Source organism: Dactylosporangium sp. NPDC051484 (assembly GCF_040689395.1).
Classification (GTDB): domain Bacteria; phylum Actinomycetota; class Actinomycetes; order Mycobacteriales; family Micromonosporaceae; genus Dactylosporangium.
In genome coordinates this window covers 427,635-445,776 of record NZ_JBFAZX010000004.1, presented here as the reverse complement: position 1 = coordinate 445,776, position 18,142 = coordinate 427,635, and the positions used below count along the sequence as shown (strand labels likewise).

At 71.6% G+C, this 18,142-nt stretch carries 18 protein-coding genes; 6 read left to right on the top strand and 12 right to left on the bottom strand.

Features of this window, described 5'->3' with window-relative positions; translation table 11 throughout:
• Positions 1–327 precede the first annotated feature (327 nt).
• Positions 328–564, top strand: a complete 237-nt coding sequence (locus AB0367_RS10820; RefSeq protein ID WP_366226011.1) for a hypothetical protein — start codon at positions 328–330, stop codon at positions 562–564.
• Positions 565–815: 251 nt separating this feature from the next.
• On the opposite strand, the gene AB0367_RS10815 is transcribed toward AB0367_RS10820, so the two are convergent.
• A complete protein-coding gene (locus tag AB0367_RS10815; RefSeq protein WP_366226010.1) occupies positions 816–1,472 on the bottom strand; it encodes a DUF2267 domain-containing protein in 657 nt (218 codons plus the stop codon).
• Between the two features lie 211 nt (positions 1,473–1,683).
• Between AB0367_RS10815 and AB0367_RS10810 the strand changes: the two genes are divergently transcribed.
• A complete protein-coding gene (locus AB0367_RS10810; protein ID WP_366226009.1) occupies positions 1,684–2,268 on the top strand; it encodes a hypothetical protein in 585 nt (194 codons plus the stop codon).
• Between the two features lie 91 nt (positions 2,269–2,359).
• Here AB0367_RS10810 and AB0367_RS10805 read toward each other — a convergent pair whose 3' ends face one another.
• Positions 2,360–3,106, bottom strand: coding sequence for an N-acetyltransferase (locus AB0367_RS10805; RefSeq protein WP_366226008.1), 747 nt, complete (start codon positions 3,104–3,106; stop codon positions 2,360–2,362).
• A 134-nt stretch (positions 3,107–3,240) separates the two neighbouring features.
• On the opposite strand from AB0367_RS10805, the gene AB0367_RS10800 reads away from it, so the two are divergent.
• A complete protein-coding gene (locus tag AB0367_RS10800; protein WP_366226007.1) occupies positions 3,241–6,264 on the top strand; it encodes an EAL domain-containing protein in 3,024 nt (1,007 codons plus the stop codon).
• A 20-nt stretch (positions 6,265–6,284) separates the two neighbouring features.
• On the opposite strand, the gene AB0367_RS10795 is transcribed toward AB0367_RS10800, so the two are convergent.
• The 6 genes from AB0367_RS10795 to AB0367_RS10770 form a co-directional block, all read right to left on the bottom strand.
• Positions 6,285–6,782: a GNAT family N-acetyltransferase gene (locus AB0367_RS10795; RefSeq protein ID WP_366226006.1), complete on the bottom strand. Its 498-nt coding sequence runs from the start codon at positions 6,780–6,782 to the stop codon at positions 6,285–6,287.
• Between the two features lie 120 nt (positions 6,783–6,902).
• The gene (locus AB0367_RS10790) at positions 6,903–8,369 is read right to left on the bottom strand and encodes a DUF1996 domain-containing protein (protein WP_366226005.1); all 1,467 of its coding nucleotides are present in this window, start codon (positions 8,367–8,369) and stop codon (positions 6,903–6,905) included.
• A gap of 320 nt (positions 8,370–8,689) precedes the next feature.
• Positions 8,690–8,983, bottom strand: a complete 294-nt coding sequence (locus AB0367_RS10785) for a hypothetical protein (protein ID WP_366226004.1) — start codon at positions 8,981–8,983, stop codon at positions 8,690–8,692.
• 80 nt (positions 8,984–9,063) lie between these two features.
• A complete protein-coding gene (locus tag AB0367_RS10780; protein ID WP_366226003.1) occupies positions 9,064–9,933 on the bottom strand; it encodes a glycoside hydrolase family 88 protein in 870 nt (289 codons plus the stop codon).
• A 21-nt stretch (positions 9,934–9,954) separates the two neighbouring features.
• Positions 9,955–10,392 (bottom strand): nitroreductase family deazaflavin-dependent oxidoreductase, encoded by a 438-nt coding sequence (locus tag AB0367_RS10775; protein WP_366226002.1) that lies wholly within the window; start codon positions 10,390–10,392, stop codon positions 9,955–9,957.
• Positions 10,393–10,401: 9 nt separating this feature from the next.
• On the bottom strand, positions 10,402–11,748 hold the full coding sequence (locus AB0367_RS10770) for an AI-2E family transporter (protein ID WP_366226001.1): 1,347 nt from the start codon (positions 11,746–11,748) through the stop codon (positions 10,402–10,404).
• Positions 11,749–12,058: 310 nt separating this feature from the next.
• On the opposite strand from AB0367_RS10770, the gene AB0367_RS10765 reads away from it, so the two are divergent.
• Positions 12,059–12,346 (top strand): DUF3040 domain-containing protein, encoded by a 288-nt coding sequence (locus tag AB0367_RS10765; RefSeq protein ID WP_366226000.1) that lies wholly within the window; start codon positions 12,059–12,061, stop codon positions 12,344–12,346.
• A gap of 38 nt (positions 12,347–12,384) precedes the next feature.
• Here the strand turns inward: AB0367_RS10765 and AB0367_RS10760 are convergent, their stop codons facing one another.
• The gene (locus AB0367_RS10760; RefSeq protein ID WP_366225999.1) at positions 12,385–13,194 is read right to left on the bottom strand and encodes an NAD-dependent protein deacetylase; all 810 of its coding nucleotides are present in this window, start codon (positions 13,192–13,194) and stop codon (positions 12,385–12,387) included.
• Positions 13,195–13,399: 205 nt separating this feature from the next.
• On the opposite strand from AB0367_RS10760, the gene secA2 reads away from it, so the two are divergent.
• Positions 13,400–15,727, top strand: coding sequence for an accessory Sec system translocase SecA2 (gene secA2, locus AB0367_RS10755; RefSeq protein WP_366225998.1), 2,328 nt, complete (start codon positions 13,400–13,402; stop codon positions 15,725–15,727).
• A 121-nt stretch (positions 15,728–15,848) separates the two neighbouring features.
• Here secA2 and AB0367_RS10750 read toward each other — a convergent pair whose 3' ends face one another.
• A complete protein-coding gene (locus AB0367_RS10750; RefSeq protein WP_366226049.1) occupies positions 15,849–16,130 on the bottom strand; it encodes a DUF4190 domain-containing protein in 282 nt (93 codons plus the stop codon).
• A gap of 184 nt (positions 16,131–16,314) precedes the next feature.
• Between AB0367_RS10750 and AB0367_RS10745 the strand changes: the two genes are divergently transcribed.
• Complete coding sequence (locus AB0367_RS10745; protein ID WP_366225997.1) at positions 16,315–16,854, top strand: GNAT family N-acetyltransferase; 540 nt, start codon at positions 16,315–16,317, stop codon at positions 16,852–16,854.
• A gap of 12 nt (positions 16,855–16,866) precedes the next feature.
• Here AB0367_RS10745 and uraH read toward each other — a convergent pair whose 3' ends face one another.
• Positions 16,867–17,169, bottom strand: a complete 303-nt coding sequence (gene uraH, locus AB0367_RS10740; RefSeq protein WP_366225996.1) for a hydroxyisourate hydrolase — start codon at positions 17,167–17,169, stop codon at positions 16,867–16,869.
• Between the two features lie 248 nt (positions 17,170–17,417).
• Positions 17,418–17,912 (bottom strand): 2-oxo-4-hydroxy-4-carboxy-5-ureidoimidazoline decarboxylase, encoded by a 495-nt coding sequence (gene uraD / locus AB0367_RS10735; protein ID WP_366225995.1) that lies wholly within the window; start codon positions 17,910–17,912, stop codon positions 17,418–17,420.
• Positions 17,913–18,142: the final 230 nt, after the last annotated feature.

Sequence of the window (18,142 nt, the reverse complement as noted above, 5' to 3'; positions counted from 1 at the left end):
CCGAACGGGCCGACACGGCCGAACGGGCCGACACGGCCGAACGGGCCGACACGGCCGAACGGGCCGACACGGCCGAACGGGCCGACACGGCCGAACGGGCCGACACGGCCGAACAGGTCAGGACAATCTGAACAAGCTGAAACAAGCTTGACAGGTTACACAAACGGGATAGCACGGACCTGTCGACATATACCAGGCAGGTCGACACAGTCCAGACAGGCCGAGATAAGCCAGACAGGCAGAGACAGGCCGGAACAGGTCACCCTGGCCGCATGGGTCCGGGAAACCCCTGATGCCGGCGTTGCGTCGCGGGAGCATGCTGGATGCATGGGTCGTTTTCTGGTAGGTGCCGTAGCCGTCGTCGTGGGCCTGGTCATCGTGGGCGCGATCGCCAGCTGGGTGTTGCATTTGCTGATCGGCAGCATCGGCTATCTCATCGTCGGCGCGCTGGTCGTCGGCGGGGCCATCTGGCTATACGGGCGGGCCAAGCGCGGCCTCGGCAGCACGCGCAACCAGCGTCGCATCGAGGCCACCATGGCCACCTGGCGCCAGCGTAACCGCTGACATTCACCGGCGACGCCGCCTCCCTTAACCGGCGGTGATGCTGTCCCCCGCCCCCGGGGCGGGGCCCCCGTCGCCGTTCGGGCTGCGCTCCAGCGACCGGATCGCGGCCCGCATCGCCGTTCGGGCTGCGCCCCGGCGACCGGGTCGACGCGGCCGAGACAAGGGCGCGGCCGAGACAAGGGCTCGGCGGGCCACCGGGCGGCCGATGCCGGCGCTGCTGGATTGCGCCGGCGAGCCGGATCTCGCGGGCGTTACGAGCCGTGCTGGATTCCGCCGGCCACCAAGATCTCGTCGGCGAGGCGGGCGGCCCTCGTGACCTGGGTCTGGTCGATGCCGCCGCGGTCGCCCCGGCCGTCCTCCAGGCCGCGGGCCAGCGCGCGCACCGCTGCCGTGAGGTCGCCGACCCGCTCCTCCAGCAGGGCCACACGGTCGGCGGCCGGGCCACGCGTCGGGGCGGCGGCGCCGGGACGGGTCGGCGCGGTCGTCGCGCCGGTGACCAGGTCGCGCAGGTCGGTGGGCAGTTCCGCCGTCGCCTCGGCCAGCTGACCGGGCGACATGTGCTGGCCGATGACCTCCGTGACGGTGGCCGCGACCGCCGGGACCTGCGTCGAGCGTACGGCGGCCTGGGTGGAGAAGCGCCGGACGTACTCCTCGGCGCCGTAGCGCTCCGGAGCCCGGCTCGGTTCCCAGCCGTCGTAGTAGATCCCACGCAACAGCTCGGGCAGCTGGGCGCCGAACTTCACCGCGGCGGTGACGGTGAGCCGGTCGCGCAGCGTGTGCAGCCAGGCGCGCACGGCGCGCTGCGCGAAGCGACGGTCGTTGGTGCCGAACGCGCTCTCGACGTCGGCGACCCAGACGTTGGCCGTGTGCAACGCATGGTTGAAGGCGTCTCCTCCGGACGGCGACATGGTCATCCCTCCCGCGGAATCGGTGCCAGCTAACCCAACAACTACCGTGCACCGCCCGGCCGAAACGTCGGCCGGCTCGGCCACCGGCCGGCAGGAGGTCCCGGTGGTGGGGGGACGTGGGTCCCGGACGGTGGGGAGATTCGGCACAAGCCCCAGGTACGGGCCCGGGATGACGATGTGTGTGTCACCAGGGAACGGCAGGAGGCCGAAAATGCGTACCGCACACATCCACCAGGCCAACCACCTCGAGCGCGTCGAAGCCCCGGGCAGCATGCTCACCAAGACCGCCGCCAAGACCCTCGCCGTGCTGCGCTACGCCACCGGCTTTGTCTTCATCTGGGCCTTCGCCGACAAGACCTTCGGCCTCGGCTACGCCACCCCCGAAGCCAAAGCCTGGATCAACGGCGGCAGCCCCACCAAAGGCTTCCTCGCCTCCGTCGACACCGGCCCCCTCCAAAGCTTCTTCCACACCATCGCCGGCACCTGGTACGCCAACTGGCTCTTCATGCTCGGCCTGCTCGGCATCGGCCTCGCCCTCACCGCCGGCATCGGCCTGCGCATCGCCGCCACCTCCGGCACCCTCATGATGGCCATGATGTGGCTCGCCGAATTCCCCCTCGCCCAACACACCGCCAAAGGCACCCCCACCGGCTCCACCAACCCGCTGACCGACTACCACCTCATCTACGCCGTGGTGCTCATCGTCCTGGCCGCCGCCTACGCAGGCCACACCTGGGGCCTCGGCCGCCGCTGGGCCAAACTCCCCCTCGTCCAGCGCAACCGCTGGCTCATCTGAACGATCACAACCAGTCACCGAAGCCCGGCTGAGACCTCAGCCGGGCTTCCGCATGCGGCCGCGCAGACGTCGGCGCGACCGTCCGGCCGGCTCACAGGTCGTGCCGGTACCAGGCGTTGGCCTCCACGTAGGTCGCCACGTCGCGTTCCGGGTCGCACAGCACCGGGCCCAGGGCACCGGAGACGGCGACCGGGCCGGGCCGGTCGAAGGGCAGGCCGGTCCACTCCCGCCACCGCGCGAGGTCGGCGGTGATCGTCATCGAGTGCGGCGCCACCGCCACGAAGCGGCCGCCGGCCCGCTCGTGCACCCGCAGCCACGGATCCTCGGCGGTACCGTCCGGGCGGCGCCGGGCGACGTAGCGCTCCAGCGACAGCTGCGGGTGCAGGTGCTTGCGGGTCGGCCGGACCGGGGCGAACAGCGCCGGGTGCCCGAGCCGCGCCGCGTTGCGCCGGGCCAGGCCCAGCAGGTGGCCCGACACGCCGCGGCCGCGCAGGTCGGGGCGCACGGTGGCGAAGAGCGCCGACACGTCCGCGCCGGTGCGCCCGGCGAGCGTGTCCGCGGCCGCGGCGAGCAGCACCGCGTCGTAGCCGCCCGGCGGCAGCGTGCCGCCGGCGGCGAACGGCAGGGTGCACACCATCGCCGCGGCCCGGCCGCCGTCACGCTCGACGGCGAGCAGCGTGTACTGCGGATGCCGCTCGACCAGCTCGGCGAACAGCGCGGCGGACACCGGATCCTGATACAGGAACGGCGCCACGGTCGGGTCGTCGAAGGCCGCGGTCAGCGGCATGCGGTCGGGCCGCTCGGCCAGCGTGGTCACCTCAAGCCAGGCAAAGTCCATGCCGGAACCCTGCCAGATCGGCCGGAACCTCCGCCCCGCGAACCGCCCGGCCGATGCTAGTGGTGACGGATAGGACCTTGCCTACCCACGTTTCGCAGGACAAAGTAGCTCTTGGTGCGCAGGAGGGAGCGGCCGTGACGAGGCGGTTGACCTGGGCCTATGCGCTCTGTGCGCTCGCGCTTGCGATCTGTTACATCGCCGTGCCGGCAGCCGGGCTGCTGTGGTTCGCCGGCATCGTGGTGAGCACCCTCACGGTGATGGGCTACGGCATCGCCCGGCACCGGCCGCGCCGGCGGCACCCCTGGTGGCTGTGGGCCGCGGGCTCGTTCGCATTCGCGATCGGCACCGCGACCGCGGTCGTGCAGACCGACGTGTTGCACTCCTCGGCCTTCCCGTCGGCGGCCGACGCGGTGTCGCTGGGCGCGACGTTCCCGCTGCTGCTGCTCGGCCTGTTGCGGCTGAGCCGGTCCGGCGCGCGCAACCGCGACTGGGCGACGGTCATCGACTCGCTGATCTTCACCGCCGGTGTGGGCCTGCTGGCCTGGGTGTTTCTCATCGACCCGTACCTCAGCGACCCGGGCCGCACCGCGACCCAGAAGGCCGTGTCCATCGCCTATCCGCTGTGCGACGTGCTGCTACTGGCGATCATGGTCCGGCTGGCCCTCGAAGCGCGCCGCTGCTGGAGCGTGGCGCTCCTGCTCACCTCGGGTGCGGTACTGCTCGTCTCCGACGTGGTGTTCAGCCTGCGCCGTCTCAACGGTGACTGGGACCTGGGCAGCTTCGTGGACCTGGGCTGGCTCGTCTTCTTCGTCGCCGGCGGCCTGGCCGCGCTGCACCCGTCGATGGTGCGGCTCACCGAACCCCGCGTGATCGGCCCGACGCAGCTCAAGCCGCGGCGGGCTGCGCTGGGCATCGCCTCGCTGGTCGCGCCGGGCATCCTGTTCGCCGAGGCGCTGTCCGGGCCGGTGAACAACGGGCTGGTCATCGCGGTCGGCTCGGCCGCGCTCGGCGCGTTGTCGCTGAGCCGCGTTTGGCTCGCCGCCCGCAGCGTGGGGCACGCCCTGGTCCGGGAGCGGGAGCTGCGCCGGGCGTGCGAGGCGCTGCTGTCGGCGACCGAGGTGACCGCGGTCGAGCGGGTCGTGCGGGGAGCGGTCAGCTCGCTGCTGCGCGCGGGCACCCCCCACCGCATCGTCCTGCAGGTCCACGCGCCGGACGTAGCGCAGGACAGCACCGACGACGACGCGATGAGCATGCGCTACGTCGCGCAGCTGCCCGCCCGGCTGGCCCGCGAACTGGGCGGCTTCGAGCTGGCGCTGCACTGCGGGCTGTCCATCGGCGGCGTCCGGCTCGGCGAGCTGTGGGTCGCCGCCGCCGAGCGGGCCCTCGTGGACCTGCAGGAGTCGGCGCGGGTGCTGGCGGGGCAGGCGGCCAGCATGATCGACCACATCACGCTCAACCGGGAGATCACGCGGCGCAACAGCGAGGCGTACTTCCGCACCCTGGTGCTCAACGCCACCGACGTGATCCTCATCGTCGGCGGCGACGACCGGATCACCTACGCCAGCCCGTCGGGGCGGCAGCTCTTCGGCGGCACCGACGTCGTCGGGCGGCCGATCGCCGACCTGTTGTGGGCGGCGTCAACCTCGCCATCCACACCCACGCTGCCGGCCGGGCCGACCGTCGGCAACGGCGAACTGCACCTGGCCCGCCGCGCCGACGGCACCACCGCCGAGGTGGAGGTCACCGTCCGGGACCTCACCGGCGAACCGACCGTGGGCGGCCTGGTGCTCACCCTCCATGACGTCACCGAGCGCCGCCGCCTCGAGCGGGAACTGCTCGATCGGGCGTACCTCGACCAGCTGACCGGCCTGGGCAACCGCCTGCGCTTCCAGGACGGCGTCCAGGCGGCCGTCGCCGGCGCGGGCCGGCCCGGCGGGGCGGCAGCGGCGGTGCTGCTCATCGACATCGACGGCTTCCGTACCGTCAACGACACCATGGGTCAGGACGTGGGCGACGAGTTGCTGCGGGAGTTCGGCCGGCGCCTGGTCGAGGTGTGCCCCGGCACGGCCACCGTGGCCCGGCTCGGCGCCGACGAGTTCGGCGTGCTGGTGAGCGCAGCCGAGGTGGACCGCGTCGAGGAGATCGCCCAGCGAATCCTCGACGAGTTCGGCGCGCCGTTCGTGGCCGGCGGCAGCGTCGTCAACGCACGGTCGAGCATCGGCATCGCCACGACCGCCGACGCGGCCGACGACGCGCAGCTGCTCGGCACGGCCGACGTGGCGCTGAGCAGCGCGAAGAGCATGGGCAACCGCTGGCGCCGCTACTCTTCGGCGATGGGCGCCCAGACCATGCGCCGCATGCGGCTGCGCACCGACCTCGACCAGGCGCTCGCCGACGACGCGTTCGTGCTGCATTACCAGCCGATCGTGGATCTGCGATCCGGGCGGCCGCACGGCTTCGAGGCGCTGGTGCGCTGGCAGCACCCGTCGTTCGGGCTGGTCGCGCCGCTGGAGTTCGTCGAGATCGCCGAGGAGTGCGGGCTCATCGTGCCGCTCGGCGACTGGGTGGTGCGCCACGCGATCGACGCCGCGGTACGGCTGCGCCGGCTGTACCCGGCCGAGGGGCTGACGATGAGCGTCAACGTGTCGGTACGCCAGTTCCGCTCGCCCGGCTTCGTCCAGCGGGTCCTCGGCGAGCTGGCCAGGGCGCAGCTGCCCGCCGACGCGCTCATCATGGAGATCACCGAGAGCCTGCTGCTCGGGGACGACGAGCACATCCACGCAGACCTCGCCGCGCTGCGCGATGCCGGGGTCCGGGTGTCCATCGACGACTTCGGCACCGGCTACTCCTCGCTGAGCTACCTGCACCGGGTGGCGGTGGACACGCTGAAGCTCGACAGGTCGTTCGTGGAGACCGTCGCCAGCTCGCCCCGCCAGTACGACCTGGTGCACGGCATCGTCCAGCTCGCGGACACCCTCGACCTGGACGTGGTCGCGGAGGGCATCGAGACCGCCGCGCACCGCCAGCGGCTCGTCGACATGGGCTGCGGCTTCGGCCAGGGCTACCTCTTCGCCAGGCCGCTGCCGTACGCCGACGTGCCGGCGTGGCTGGATCACAACTACGCCACGACCGGACGGATCGAATCCGCGGCCGCCTGAGCCTGCCTCGGCCTGGCCATTCAGCCAGCAGGGGCGCCCAGGTCGAGCGCCCAGTGCTCGCACCGGATCGGCACGCCTTCGTAGTCGACGTCGACCGTCCCGCCGCTGACGAACCCCACCCGCCGCGCCACAGCCGCGGCGGCCGCGTTGGCCGGTGCGATGAACGCGTGGAGCCGCGGCACCCGGCCCGAGGCGTGCACCTCCGCCACGAGCAGCCGGATCGCCCCGACGGCGACCCCGTGCCGCTGCCGCAGGCCGGGCAGCAGCATGATGCCGAGCTCGGCGATCTCCTCGCCCTGCCAGGCCGTGCCGAACACGGCCACCACCCCCGCCGGGGTGTCGTGCGGGCCGGCCAGGATCGTGCGGTACCACTCGCCGGCGGCCGCGAGGCGTCGTTCATGCACCTGCCGCGCCCGGCCCAGCGGGGCGGGGCCGCCGAGGTGGCGCATGACCTCGGGGTCGCCCTCGAGGGCCTCGGTCAGCCAATGGTCCTCCTCGCCGTACGGCCGCAGCCTCATGGTGTGAACGTACTGTTTCGCGACGAAGAAGACGATCACGACGCGATGACGGCCCCCGCCGTCTCGGCGGGGGCCGTCATACCGTTACTCAAGCGGACTTGTACTCAGCGGGCGTGCGGATCAGCCCCCGGCGAAGCTCGGCTCGATGCCGCACTTGGCCTTCGCGTCGAGGCAGATCTTCACGAGCGGGCCGAGGTTCTCCGGTTTCCACGCGTTCATGAAGTCGCCGTGCATCGAGGACGCCATGCCCGAGGAGAGGGCCAGGCCGTCGCCGCCGAGGGAGTCGTAGTTGACCATGAACGAGAGGTTCGGCACGGCGACCGGGTACTTGCCTGAGCACTTGCCGTTCTGGATCGGGCCCATGTGGGACTTGTGGTCGGGCGAGTCGATGTGCTGGCCGTCCCAGCAGTCCTGGAAGACCAACTGGAAGATCAGGTTGCCGCCGGCCGCGCAGACCGGCCAGTTGCCGTCGGCGCTGCGGCCGACCTCAGCGCTGCCGGCGCACCAGAACTGGCCGCTGGCACCCTTCGGCGTGGCCACCTGCCGCTTCGCGTCGCCGTGCACCATCACCAGGCCGGGCGGGAAGGGCACGGTCACCGACGGGTCGGCGAGGCGCGACCCGTAGTACACCCGGAAGCTCTTGACCTTGACCGGCTGGCCGTCGCGCAGCAGCTGCGGCACCCAGTAGGCACTGTTGTCGCCCGGCGCGTTGCACGTCGTCTTGCGCGCGAACAGATCGGCCGTCGTCGTGGCGGCGTCCACCGTCGGCCCGAAGAACGTGTGCATGTGCGAGGCACCCGCCAGGTTCGGCAGCACGATCGGGTCGTCCTTGGCCTCGTTGGACACCTGGCAGTCGGTGTGGAACTCGGCGACGCGGGTCGTGCCGGCCGGGACCGGCAGCTGCTTGATCGCGTTGAACGCGGCCAGCTGCTGCTGCCATGCGGCCTGGTCGACGTCCACCCAGCCGGCCCCGGCGCCAGTTCCGGTTCCGGCACTGGCGCTGGGCGCGGCCGACGACGGCGTGGCGCTGCGTGACGGGGCGGCGGTGCTCGGCGCCGCGACCGTGGCCGTGGCCGGCCCGCGCGTCGCGCCGGCTCCCCCACCGAGGGTAAACCAGTTGATGTTGACGAAGTCGGCGCGCTGCGAGCTCTGCATCACCGCGACCAGGGTCTGCTTGCCGGCCGGCACGCGCGCGGCCTTGGCGGTGACGGTCGTCCACTTCTGCCAGCCGCCGGTGTACGCCACCGGGAACGTGGCCAGCAGCTGGCCCGTCGGCGAGCCGAGGTGGAGCTCGATCGAGCCACCGGCGCGGTTGTTCGCGGCGATCCGGGCGGTGAGGTCGATGCCACCGATGGTCACGTCGTCGTACTGCAGCCAGTCCCCGGCGGCCAGCCAGCCGACGTTCTTGCCGCCGCCTTTGTCGGCGGTGTTCTCGGTCTGGGCGCCGGACTGCGCGGAATACGACTCCGCCTCCAGTTTCGGCGCCGGAGTGATTTCGCCGGCATCGGCCGTCGCGATGTAAATGCCGCTCGCACCGAGAGCCGCAGCCACGGCGGCGCCCAGCAGAACACGGGTCTTCCTGCGCATTTCGATCCTTTGTCTCTGCCGTCTCGGCAAACGTCACGGGTCGTTGCGCCAGTCAGTGTGCGGATACCAGGGGACCAAATTCAAGAAATAAAGCAAGAATTACAACGGCCCCGGCCGGCGACTCCGGCAGAGCTTGAGAAGGCCATCCGATTACAGTTTTTCCGCAATCACTTCTTTAATTCCTCCTTAGTTTTCGGCCGTGCCCGCAAAGCGGCGCCGTCTTGGCCGCGTCACGCACCCACCGTGCCGGGAGCATAGCGCGGCGTATGTGGTGTGCCGGCGTCCGCTGTCGCGCACTTGCGGTCGGGCGGAGGCGTTCGTCAGGTGGTGGTCGGGATCTCCGTCACCTCGAGCACTCGGGCCGTCGGGGCGGTGTCGCCGTAGCGGGCCCGGATCGCGAGGCGGTCCGGGTCGACCATGAACGCGTCATATCCGGCCCGCGTCGCGAAGCTGATGATCTGCACCTCGGTGCCACCGCCCGCGAGCCGGCGCTGCAGCGTGCCGCCGTGCCTCGGCAGCAGCGCCAGCACCTCGTCCTCGTACTGCGCCCCGGCCTCCACCGAGTCCGGCACCATCTCGACCACCGCGACGAGCAACAGTCCCGCGTCCCCCATAGGGGTCAGACAATCACATCCTGTGACCGTTTCGCCGACGGCCCCGATGAGCGGCAGCCGGACCGCCTGGAGCAGCTGAGTCAGCGACCACCGGAGGCGGCGAGTGCCGCCGCGGCCGCGAGCAGGTGGAACGCCTGCGCCTCCGCGGAGGTGCCCTGGCGGTCGAAGGTCGGCGCGCCGCAGACCGAGGTGACGAGGCCGTCGTGGACGTGGGGCTCGACCGCGGCGCGCAACGAGTCCGCGACGGCGGTGTAGGAGGGCTCCAGCCAGCCGTACACGACGCCCGTGTACGCCGCGTAGGCCAGCATCTGCGCCAGGTTCGCCTCGCGGAAGGACTCCGGGTCGTCGAGCACGTCGCCGAACAGCCCGTCGGTGCGGCGGTAGGCCAGGCACGCGTCGATGACCTCGCGGGCATGCCCACCGAGCGGGCCGGCGAGGTCGGGGTCGTGGCGGATCGCCCGGGCGAGGCCGGCCGCGACCCAGCCGCTGGCGGTGCCCCACAGCTGGGGGCGGTTGTCGGCGGCGGCGTAGAGCCCGTCGCGGCACAGCCGCTGCCGGTGCCCCTCGGCCTGCTGGACCGCCAGCTCGGGCCGGCCGGCGAAGGCGAGCATCGGAACGACCATGTACACGGTGTCGGCCCACACCTCGGGCGCGTCCAGGACGTGGTAGAGCGTGCCGTCGGCGGCGCGCGGCGCCCGCTCGGTGATCCAGTCGAGCTGACGCCGCGCGGCGTCGGTCAGCCCCAGTCGGACGACACCCTCGAAGTTGGCGGCGCCGTCGACGGAGCCGCGCTCACCGCCGATCGTGCCGAGGCGCCCGTCGGGGCTCTGGTGGACGGCCGAGTCGCGGGCCAGCCGCCCGGCAAGGCCCGCCAGCCCCAGGTCGAGCAGGGCGTGGACGGCCACGCCCTGCTCCCAGTTCTGCCGCTGCATGGCCAGCAGCGTCAGCACGACTGGATAATCGAGCACCGGTCAGTCGCGCGGTGTGAGGACGAAGAGAGGGATCGTGCGGGCGGTCTTGGCCTGGTATCCGTCGTAGTCGGGCCAGGTCGCCGTGGCGCGCTGCCACCACAGCTCCTTCTCCTCGCCCGTCGCCTCGCGGGCCGTGTAGTCGCGCCGCACCGGGCCGTCCTGCAGTTCGACGTGCGGGTTGGCCTTGAGGTTGTGATACCACACGGGGTGCTTCGGCGCGCCGCCCAGCGAGGCGACGACCGCGTAGTGCCCGTCGTGCTCGACCCGCATGAGCGGCGTCTTGCGGATCTTGCCCGACTTGGCGCCGAGCGACGTCAGGACGATGATCGGGCGGTCGCGCATGGTGTTGCCCTCGGCGCCGTCCGTCCGCTCGAACAGCTCGACCTGCTCGCGCGCCCAGTCGCTCGCGCTCGGCTCGTACTCACCCGTCAGCGGCATGGTTGCTCCTCACTGTTGCCTGATCTCGTCATCGACGGTACTCGCCGCCGGGCGGGCCTCAGCACGTTCCGCGCGGCCGCGCGTGTCCTGCCCACGTCTCTCGTCGCCTGCTCGCTCGTCTTCCCGCTCGTGCTGTTGCTCGTCCTCCCGATCGTCCTCGCCGGCCGGCTCGGTGCCGGGCGCCTCGTCCCCGTCGGCCGGCTCGCCGCGGTGGTGCTCGGCCAGGTACCGCACCGCGGTGTTGCCCACCGCGAGCAGCGGCACGGCGACGAGGCCGCCGACGATGCCGGCGGCCACCACCCCGGTGGCGATCGCCAGGATCACCGCGAGCGGGTGCAGGGAGACCGCCCGGCCCATGATCAGCGGCTGCAGGACGTGGCCTTCCAGCTGCTGTACCGCGATCACGACCCCGAGCACGAGCAGCGCGCTGACCGGCCCGTGGGTGACCAGCGCGACGAGGATCGCCACGGTGCCGGACAGGGTCGCGCCGACGACCGGGATGAACGCGCCGAGGAACACCAGGGCGGCCAGCGGCAGGGCGAGAGGGATCCGAAGTACCACCAGGCCGATGCCGATGCCGAGCGCATCGACGAACGCGACCAGCACCGTGGCCCGCACGTAGGACACGAGGGTGAACCACGAGTAGTACCCGGCCCCGGCCACCGGCTGCTGAGCGTGCCGCGGCAGCAGCCGGCACAGGAAGGTCCAGATCTGCTCGCCGTCGCGCAGCAGGAAGAACAGCGTGAACAGCACCAGGAAGAAGCCGGTGATCACCTCGCCGAGTGTGGTGGCGGTGTTCAGCGCGCCCGAGGTCAGCGCGCCACGGTTGGCGGTGATCTGCCGCTGCAGCGAGTCGATGGTGTCGTTGAGCTGCCGCTCGGAGATGTGCAGCGGGCCGCGGGCGAGCCAGTTGCGGATCTCGTTGAGGCCGCCGCGGACCTGTACAGAGAGGTTGTGGAACTGGGCGATGAACGTGTAGACGATGGCGCCCAGGACGCCGAAGACGACGGCGAGGCCGCCGACGAGGACGATCGCGGCGGCCAGCGAGCGGTGCAGCCCGCGCCGGCGCAGCAGGCCGGCGACGGGCTCGAGCAGGGCGGCGAGCAGGATCGCCACGACGACGGGGATCACCATCAGGTGCAGCGCGGCGATGAGCTGCAGCAGCAGGTACCCGGCGAGGATGAACAGCACGATCCGCCAGGCCCAGGCTCCCGCGACCTTGACGCCGTGCGGGATGCCGTCATCCACAGTGGACGCCGGGCGCACCTCGATCGGGCCGGGGAACGGCGGGCTGCTGCGCGCGGCGCTCAGCCGCGTCCGCGCCCGCTCGCCGAACTGCATGAACCACGTCGTCATGCCTCGGCCAGTACCCCCGCATGGGTGGTGTCAACCGATCGGCAGGGTTCGCCCCGGGTCGCCTCTGCCGGTCGTACGCCGCTCGGTGTTCACTCGCGCATTCCACGCCATTCGCGGCCGGAAATGGCAAATCGCGTGATCTTTCGCAGGTTGCCCGATCCGGCAAAAGCCGCGAAACGACATGTCGCTGAACTGCGGAATTCCATTTGGCGCTAACTGGCCGGCCCACTCGGGGGCATTGTGTGTGACGATCGATCCGAGCGGGTACCCATCACGAACCGGGCAGGCCCGTCGGAGGAGGTTGGGCGTCATGCTCAGCGAGAGCGAGCAGCAGCGGCTCGCGGACATCGAGGCCGCGCTACGCAACGACACGCGCTTCGTCAATGGTTTCAACCGGGCCATGAGCCGCCGGATCACGCCGCGCCGCGTGATCTCGGTGATCATCGCCGTCGCCGCGATCGTCGGAGCCGTCATCGGACTGACCGCCGGCAACGTCTTCGGGACGGTGCTGGCGATCTGTGCGCTCGGCGTCGCCGGCGGCGTCTGGACCTACCAGCCGGCCCACCCAGAGCAACCGGCCCCCCACACGAACCCCTGACCTGCGTCTTCGGCGTCACCCGGAGTTCGGCGGCCCGCTCAGCGCAGGTCCCACGCCACCTTGGCCAGCACCGCGCCGAGCGGGGCGTCGATCAGGATCGCGGCGTGAGCGTCGCCGCGGGTCGGCCCCTGGTTCACGATTGCGATCGGCAGCCCTGACTTCGCCGCCCGGACCACGAACCGCCGACCGGACATGACGGTGAGCGACGAGCCGAGCACGAGCAGCGCCGCGGAGCGCTCGACGAGGTCGAAGCAGTGCTGTACACGCGGGGCGGGCACGCTCTCGCCGAAGAACACCACGTCGGGCTTGAGCATCCCGCCGCAGCCCCGGCAGTCGACAACCACGAACCCGGCGGCCTGCTCGTCGGTGAGGTCCACGTCGCCGTCGGGGTTGATGCCGCCCGCCTCAGCCGTGTATCCGGCATTGGCGGCGGCCAGCCGGGCGTCGAGCTCGTCGCGGGCCGTGCGCTCGCCGCAGTCCAGACAGACCACCCGATCGAGCGCGCCGTGCAGCTCGACGACCTCGCCGGCCCCGCCGGCCTGGTGCAGCCCGTCGACGTTCTGCGTGACGATGCCGGTGAGCAGCCCGAGGCGCTGCAGCCGCCCGACCGCGTGGTGCCCGGCGTTGGGCGCGGCACGGGCGATGGTCCGCCAGCCGAGGTGGCTGCGGGCCCAGTAGCGGCGCCGGGCGACCGGGTCACGGGTGAAGGTCTGGTAGGTCATGGGCTGGGCGTTGCGCCGCATCCCGCCCGGTCCCCGATAGTCCGGTATGCCCGACTCGGTCGAGATCCCGGCGCCGCTGAGCACCAGCACGCCGCCCTTGCCGACAAGCGCGCTGAGCGCTGTCACTGCCCGCTCCACGGCATCAATCCTGCCTCGCCCGTCACGCTCACCCCCGGCCGGCGACGGCGCGCGGGCCGCGGAGCGAGTTCGGCGAGTGGGGCATTACCAGGCATTTTCCGGACATATCATCATTTTCCTCCCACCGTAGCGGGGTGAGGGCTCGTGGTGACGGGACGCACACCATCCCGGCGGGGGACGTATCGTGTTCGGCATGGGTTTGGTGAGCAAATTCAACGCGTGGCGTCGCAAGCTGCAGGAGCAGCCGGGCACCACGATCGACCTCGAGCCGATGCGGGCCCTGCTGCCGCTGATCGAGGAGCGCGAGGCCGAGCTGTCCGAGCTCACCGACGACGAGCTGCGCGCCGCCGCCACGGCACTGCACCAGCGGGAAGACCCGAAGGACTTCGTCGAGGCCTGCGCGCTCGGCCGGGAGGCGGCCAAGCGGGCCCTGGACGAGCGGCCATACGATGTGCAGCTGCTCGGCGCCCAGGTGCTGCTCGCCGGGCACGTGGTCGAGATGGCCACGGGTGAGGGCAAGACGCTGACCGCCGCGATCGCCGCCGCCGGGTATGCCGCGCAGGGGCCGGTCCACGTGATCACGGTCAACGACTACCTGGCCCGGCGCGACGCGGAGTGGATGCGGCCGGTGTATGAGCTGCTCGACCTGACCGTCGGCTGGGTCAACGAGTCCTCCACGCCGGACGAGCGCCGTGAGGCGTATGCGAAGGACATCACATACGTCTCGGTCAGCGAGGCCGGCTTCGACCTGCTGCGCGACTCGATCGTGACGGACACGGCCGACCGGGTGCACCGCGAGCTGGGCACCGTCATCATCGACGAGGCCGACTCGATCCTGATCGACGAGGCGCGCGTGCCGCTGGTGCTGGCCGGCTCCACGATCGACGACAAGGACCAGCCGCTCGCGATCGCGGAGATCGTCGGCGGCCTGCGCCGCGACCACGACTTCGAAGTCGTCGACGAGGGGCGCACCGCGCACCTGAGCACCGAAGGCCTGGCGAAGGTCGAGTCGGCGCTGGACATCGACCTCTACGCCGAGGAGAACTTCGACACGCTGACCGCCGTCAACCTGGCGCTGCACGCCGAGGCGCTGCTGGTCCGCGACGTCGACTACATCGTGCGCGACGAGCGGGTCGAGCTCATCGACGAGTTCCGCGGGCGGGTCGCCCAGCGCCGCCGGTGGCCCGACGGGCTGCAGGCCGCGGTCGAGGCCAAGGAAAAGATCCGCAGCAGCGGCAGCGGCGCGGTGCTGCAGACCATCACGGTGCAGGCGTTCCTCACGCAGTACAAGAAGATCTGTGGCATGACGGGCACTGCCCTCCCGGTCGGGGACCAGCTGCGCGAGTTCTACAAGCTCGAGGTCGCGGTCATCCCGCCGCACCTGCCCAACATCCGCAAGGACTGGCCCGACCGCGTGTACGCCTCGGCCGAGGAGCGCGACATCGCCGTGGTCGCCGAGATCTCCGCGATGCACGCGACCGGGCGGCCGGTGCTGGTCGGCACGCTGAGCGTCGCCGAGTCGGAGCGGCTGGCCGCCACGCTCGCCGAGGAGGGCGTGGAGTGCGTGGTGCTCAACGCCAAGAACGACGAGGCGGAGGCGGCCATCGTCGCCGAGGCCGGCGCGATCGACGCGGTGACGGTCTCGACGCAGATGACCGGCCGCGGCGTCGACATCCGCCTGGGCGGCAGCGATGAGAAGGACCGCGACCGCGTCGCCGGGCTCGGCGGGCTGTTCGTGATCGGCACCGCCCGCAACGACTCGCGCCGCATCGACGACCAGCTCCGCGGCCGGGCCGGCCGGCAGGGCGACCCGGGTGAGTCGATCTTCTTCGTCAGCCTTGAGGACGAGCTGATCCAGCGGTACGGTCCGGAGCCCATGCCGATGGGGCAGGCCGACGCCGACGGCGCGATCGACGACGAGGACGTCCGGTGGGCGATCGGCTCGGCGCAGCGGGTCGCCGAGACCGTCAACCTCGAGATCCACCGCAACACCTGGCGGTACAACTACCTGCTGGACCAGCACCGCCAGCTGCACGGCAAGCGGCGCGAGGAGCTGCTCACCACCGACGCGGCCGGCGAGCTGCTCGCGGAGCGCAGCCCGGACAAGTACAACGAGCTGTCCGAGAAGCTCGGCGAGGACACGGTGCTGCGCATCGCCCGCCAGGTCGCGCTGTTCCACGCCGACAACGCGTGGTCGGAGCACCTCGCCGACATGAGCGCGCTGCGCGAGGGCATCCACCTGCGGGTGCTCGGCTCGCAGGACCCGCTCGACGAGTTCCACCGCGAGGCGATCCCGGCGTTCCGGGGCCTGCTGGCCGAGATCGACAACCGCACGGTCAACGAGTTCGACGAGCTGGAGATCGACGGCCCCGAGTGGGAGCCCAGCGACGCGGGCCTGGTCCGGCCGAGCGCCACGTGGACGTATGTGGTCAGCGACAATCCGTTCGGCTCGGAGATGGAGCGGTTCTTCGCCGGCATGGTCAAGCTGTTCCGCAGCGGCAAGGGCGTCAAGAAGGGCTGACCGCCCCGCCCCGTTCATCGAAGACGGCCGCCGCTTGCGCGGCGGCCGTCTTCACGTCCCGGCCGCTCCCTCGCGCGGTCGGGACGGGTCCCCGCTGATCCGGCCTTCGCCGTCTTCGTCGTCAGCGGCTGGAGAGCAGGCCGCCGCCGACCAGAAACACGGCGAAACCGCACCAGACGATGAGCACGACGGCCTGGAGGACCGTGAGGATCCAGCCGGCGACGATGCCGACGGTGGCCAGCTCGCTGCCGCGCTCGCCGGTCTGGGCGATCTGCGCGCGGGCCTTGTACCCGAAGTAGATGCCCAGCGGCGGCAGGACGACGAACGCGAAGATGGCGGCGAGGATCGCATAGGTGTTGGTCGGCGGCGCCGGGTAGTACATCACCGGCGGCTGCTGATACATCGGCGGCGGGAGCGGCTGATCCGGTCGTGGCTGATCCGGTTGCGACGGCTGGTCCATGAGTGTCTCGCCTTGCGGTTGTGTCGTGCCGGCCGGGATTCCCGCAGTATCGCAGGATCTTGAGCTGCGCGTAATCCCTGCGAAAATCGCTGCCCCGCCGGGTGCCACGGCCGGTACGTTCGCACTCGTGGACAAGACAAACGCGACAGCGGCCGCGCGGCGGGCCACGGCGGGCGACGCCGAGGAGCTCATCCGGCTGCGGATCGTCATGCTGGAGTCGATGGCCGGCGAGCCGCTGCCGCCCGGCGAGTGGTCGGAGCTGGCCGTGGCCTCGCTGCGACGGCGGCTGCCACTACCGGGGGCGCGCATCGCCGCGTTCGTGGTGGACCGCCCCGGCGGCGACGGGCCTGGGCTGGCCGCGTGCGCGATCGGGGTCTTCGAGGAGCGGCTGGGGTCGCCGGCCAACCCTGCCGGGCTGAGCGGATACGTGTTCAGCGTGGCGACGGATGCGCGGTATCGCCGCCGCGGCTACTCGACCGCGTGCCTCAGTGGGCTGCTGGGCTGGTTCGCGGACAACGGCGTCAGCCAGGTCCGCCTGCGCGCGACGAGGGAGGGCCTCCCGGTGTACGAACGGCTGGGTTTCGCCCTGGAGGACGGCCCGTCGATGCGCCTCTCGGCGGATCGCGCGCCGGCCCTGCCCGCTTACCGGTCCGAGCCCGGCTCGTAGGCCGGCGTGCGCTCAGCTCCCCCGGTACGTCGAGTATCCGAACGGGCTCAGCAGCAGCGGCACGTGGTGGTGGCGCGCGTCGGCGATCGTGAACGCGATCGCGACCTCGGGGAAGAACGCGGCCGCCCCGAGGTAGGCGGCGGTGTCGACCACCATCCGGTAACGGCCGGTCCCGATGTCCTCCCAGCGCAGCCGTCCGTCGAGGTCGGTCTGCCCCTCGCCGATGCAGATGTGATCGGCCGTCTCCAGCCGGATCGGCACCCGCGCCGCCGGTATACCGCGGGCCGTGTCCAGGACGTGCGTGGACAGACTCATGCCCGCCCCGCCGCACTGCCGCCGCACGGCCCCCGGTCCTGCCGCTGGTGAGCGTCCCTGCCGCCGGGTCTGGCTCGATGCGGCTTCGCACTGATCGACCCGGACCAGGCGCCGCTCCGCTCCGGACCGCTCATGCCGAACCTCCGCTTCGCTCCGGCCTCGATGATGAGCGGCCCCCAACGCCAGGTCTGGCTCGATACGGCTTCGCACTGATCGACCCAGACCAGGCGCCGCTCCGCTGCGGACCCCTATGCGGCCTCGGCCGACTCGGCGAGGCGCTCCAGGCGTAGCTCGACGATCTTGCGCAGCTCGCCGCGGACGACCGTCTGCTCGGTCTCGTCGTCGTTGCCCAGCCGACTGTGGGCCTCGGCGACGATGTCATCGGCGGACCGGCCGGTGGAGAAGACCAGGAACAGGTGGCCGAAGCGGCGCTCGTAGGCCTCGTTGGCCTCGGCCAGCTCGCGCGCGGAGCCCTCCACCGCGACCTGCTCGTGGCGCGACCAGGCCGCCTCGGTGCCGTCCCCGGTGGGTCTCTGCCCGATCCGCGGATGGGCGGCCAGCACCTGCAGCAGGTCGGACCAGCCCAGTTCGTCGAACGCGTTGACACCGGCCACGACCAGGTCGGCCGGCGTCGGATACGGCCTCGCGGCGGCCACGCGGGCGGCCCAGCCAGGCGACGCGCAGCACGCGAGCAGGGCCTTTTCGGCGGCCTCGGGCGCGAGGCGGTTGAACCGATCGAGCATGGCACCCCTCTCGTATCCCCGGCACAGCTATCCGGGGATGTCTCCTGCCCAGCTCTTCGCGATCACGTCCAGTATCCGCGTTTTGTCCGGAACCGCGAGACGAGAGCGGGAGCGCTTCGATCCCGACGGCGTGCTCAACCCGGGCAAGCCGCCGGCCTGAGCGCGGCCCGGGCACCTATCGGTGCACGCTGTCGACGTGTGCATTGCGCGGGCCGTCGCCATTGTCGAGA

Excerpts from the sequence above, each read along its gene's own strand:
- AB0367_RS10820 (WP_366226011.1), top strand. The coding sequence starts at position 328 with ATGGGTCGTTTTCTGGTAGGTGCCGTAGCCGTCGTCGTGGGCCTGGTC.
- AB0367_RS10815 (WP_366226010.1), bottom strand. The coding sequence starts at position 1,472 with ATGTCGCCGTCCGGAGGAGACGCCTTCAACCATGCGTTGCACACGGCC.
- AB0367_RS10810 (WP_366226009.1), top strand. The coding sequence starts at position 1,684 with ATGCGTACCGCACACATCCACCAGGCCAACCACCTCGAGCGCGTCGAA.
- AB0367_RS10805 (WP_366226008.1), bottom strand. The coding sequence starts at position 3,106 with ATGGACTTTGCCTGGCTTGAGGTGACCACGCTGGCCGAGCGGCCCGAC.
- AB0367_RS10795 (WP_366226006.1), bottom strand. The coding sequence starts at position 6,782 with ATGAGGCTGCGGCCGTACGGCGAGGAGGACCATTGGCTGACCGAGGCC.
- AB0367_RS10790 (WP_366226005.1), bottom strand. The coding sequence starts at position 8,369 with ATGCGCAGGAAGACCCGTGTTCTGCTGGGCGCCGCCGTGGCTGCGGCT.
- AB0367_RS10785 (WP_366226004.1), bottom strand. The coding sequence starts at position 8,983 with ATGGGGGACGCGGGACTGTTGCTCGTCGCGGTGGTCGAGATGGTGCCG.
- AB0367_RS10775 (WP_366226002.1), bottom strand. The coding sequence starts at position 10,392 with ATGCCGCTGACGGGTGAGTACGAGCCGAGCGCGAGCGACTGGGCGCGC.
- AB0367_RS10770 (WP_366226001.1), bottom strand. The coding sequence starts at position 11,748 with ATGACGACGTGGTTCATGCAGTTCGGCGAGCGGGCGCGGACGCGGCTG.
- AB0367_RS10765 (WP_366226000.1), top strand. The coding sequence starts at position 12,059 with ATGCTCAGCGAGAGCGAGCAGCAGCGGCTCGCGGACATCGAGGCCGCG.
- secA2 (WP_366225998.1), top strand. The coding sequence starts at position 13,400 with ATGGGTTTGGTGAGCAAATTCAACGCGTGGCGTCGCAAGCTGCAGGAG.
- AB0367_RS10750 (WP_366226049.1), bottom strand. The coding sequence starts at position 16,130 with ATGTATCAGCAGCCGCCGGTGATGTACTACCCGGCGCCGCCGACCAAC.
- uraH (WP_366225996.1), bottom strand. The coding sequence starts at position 17,169 with ATGAGTCTGTCCACGCACGTCCTGGACACGGCCCGCGGTATACCGGCG.
- uraD (WP_366225995.1), bottom strand. The coding sequence starts at position 17,912 with ATGCTCGATCGGTTCAACCGCCTCGCGCCCGAGGCCGCCGAAAAGGCC.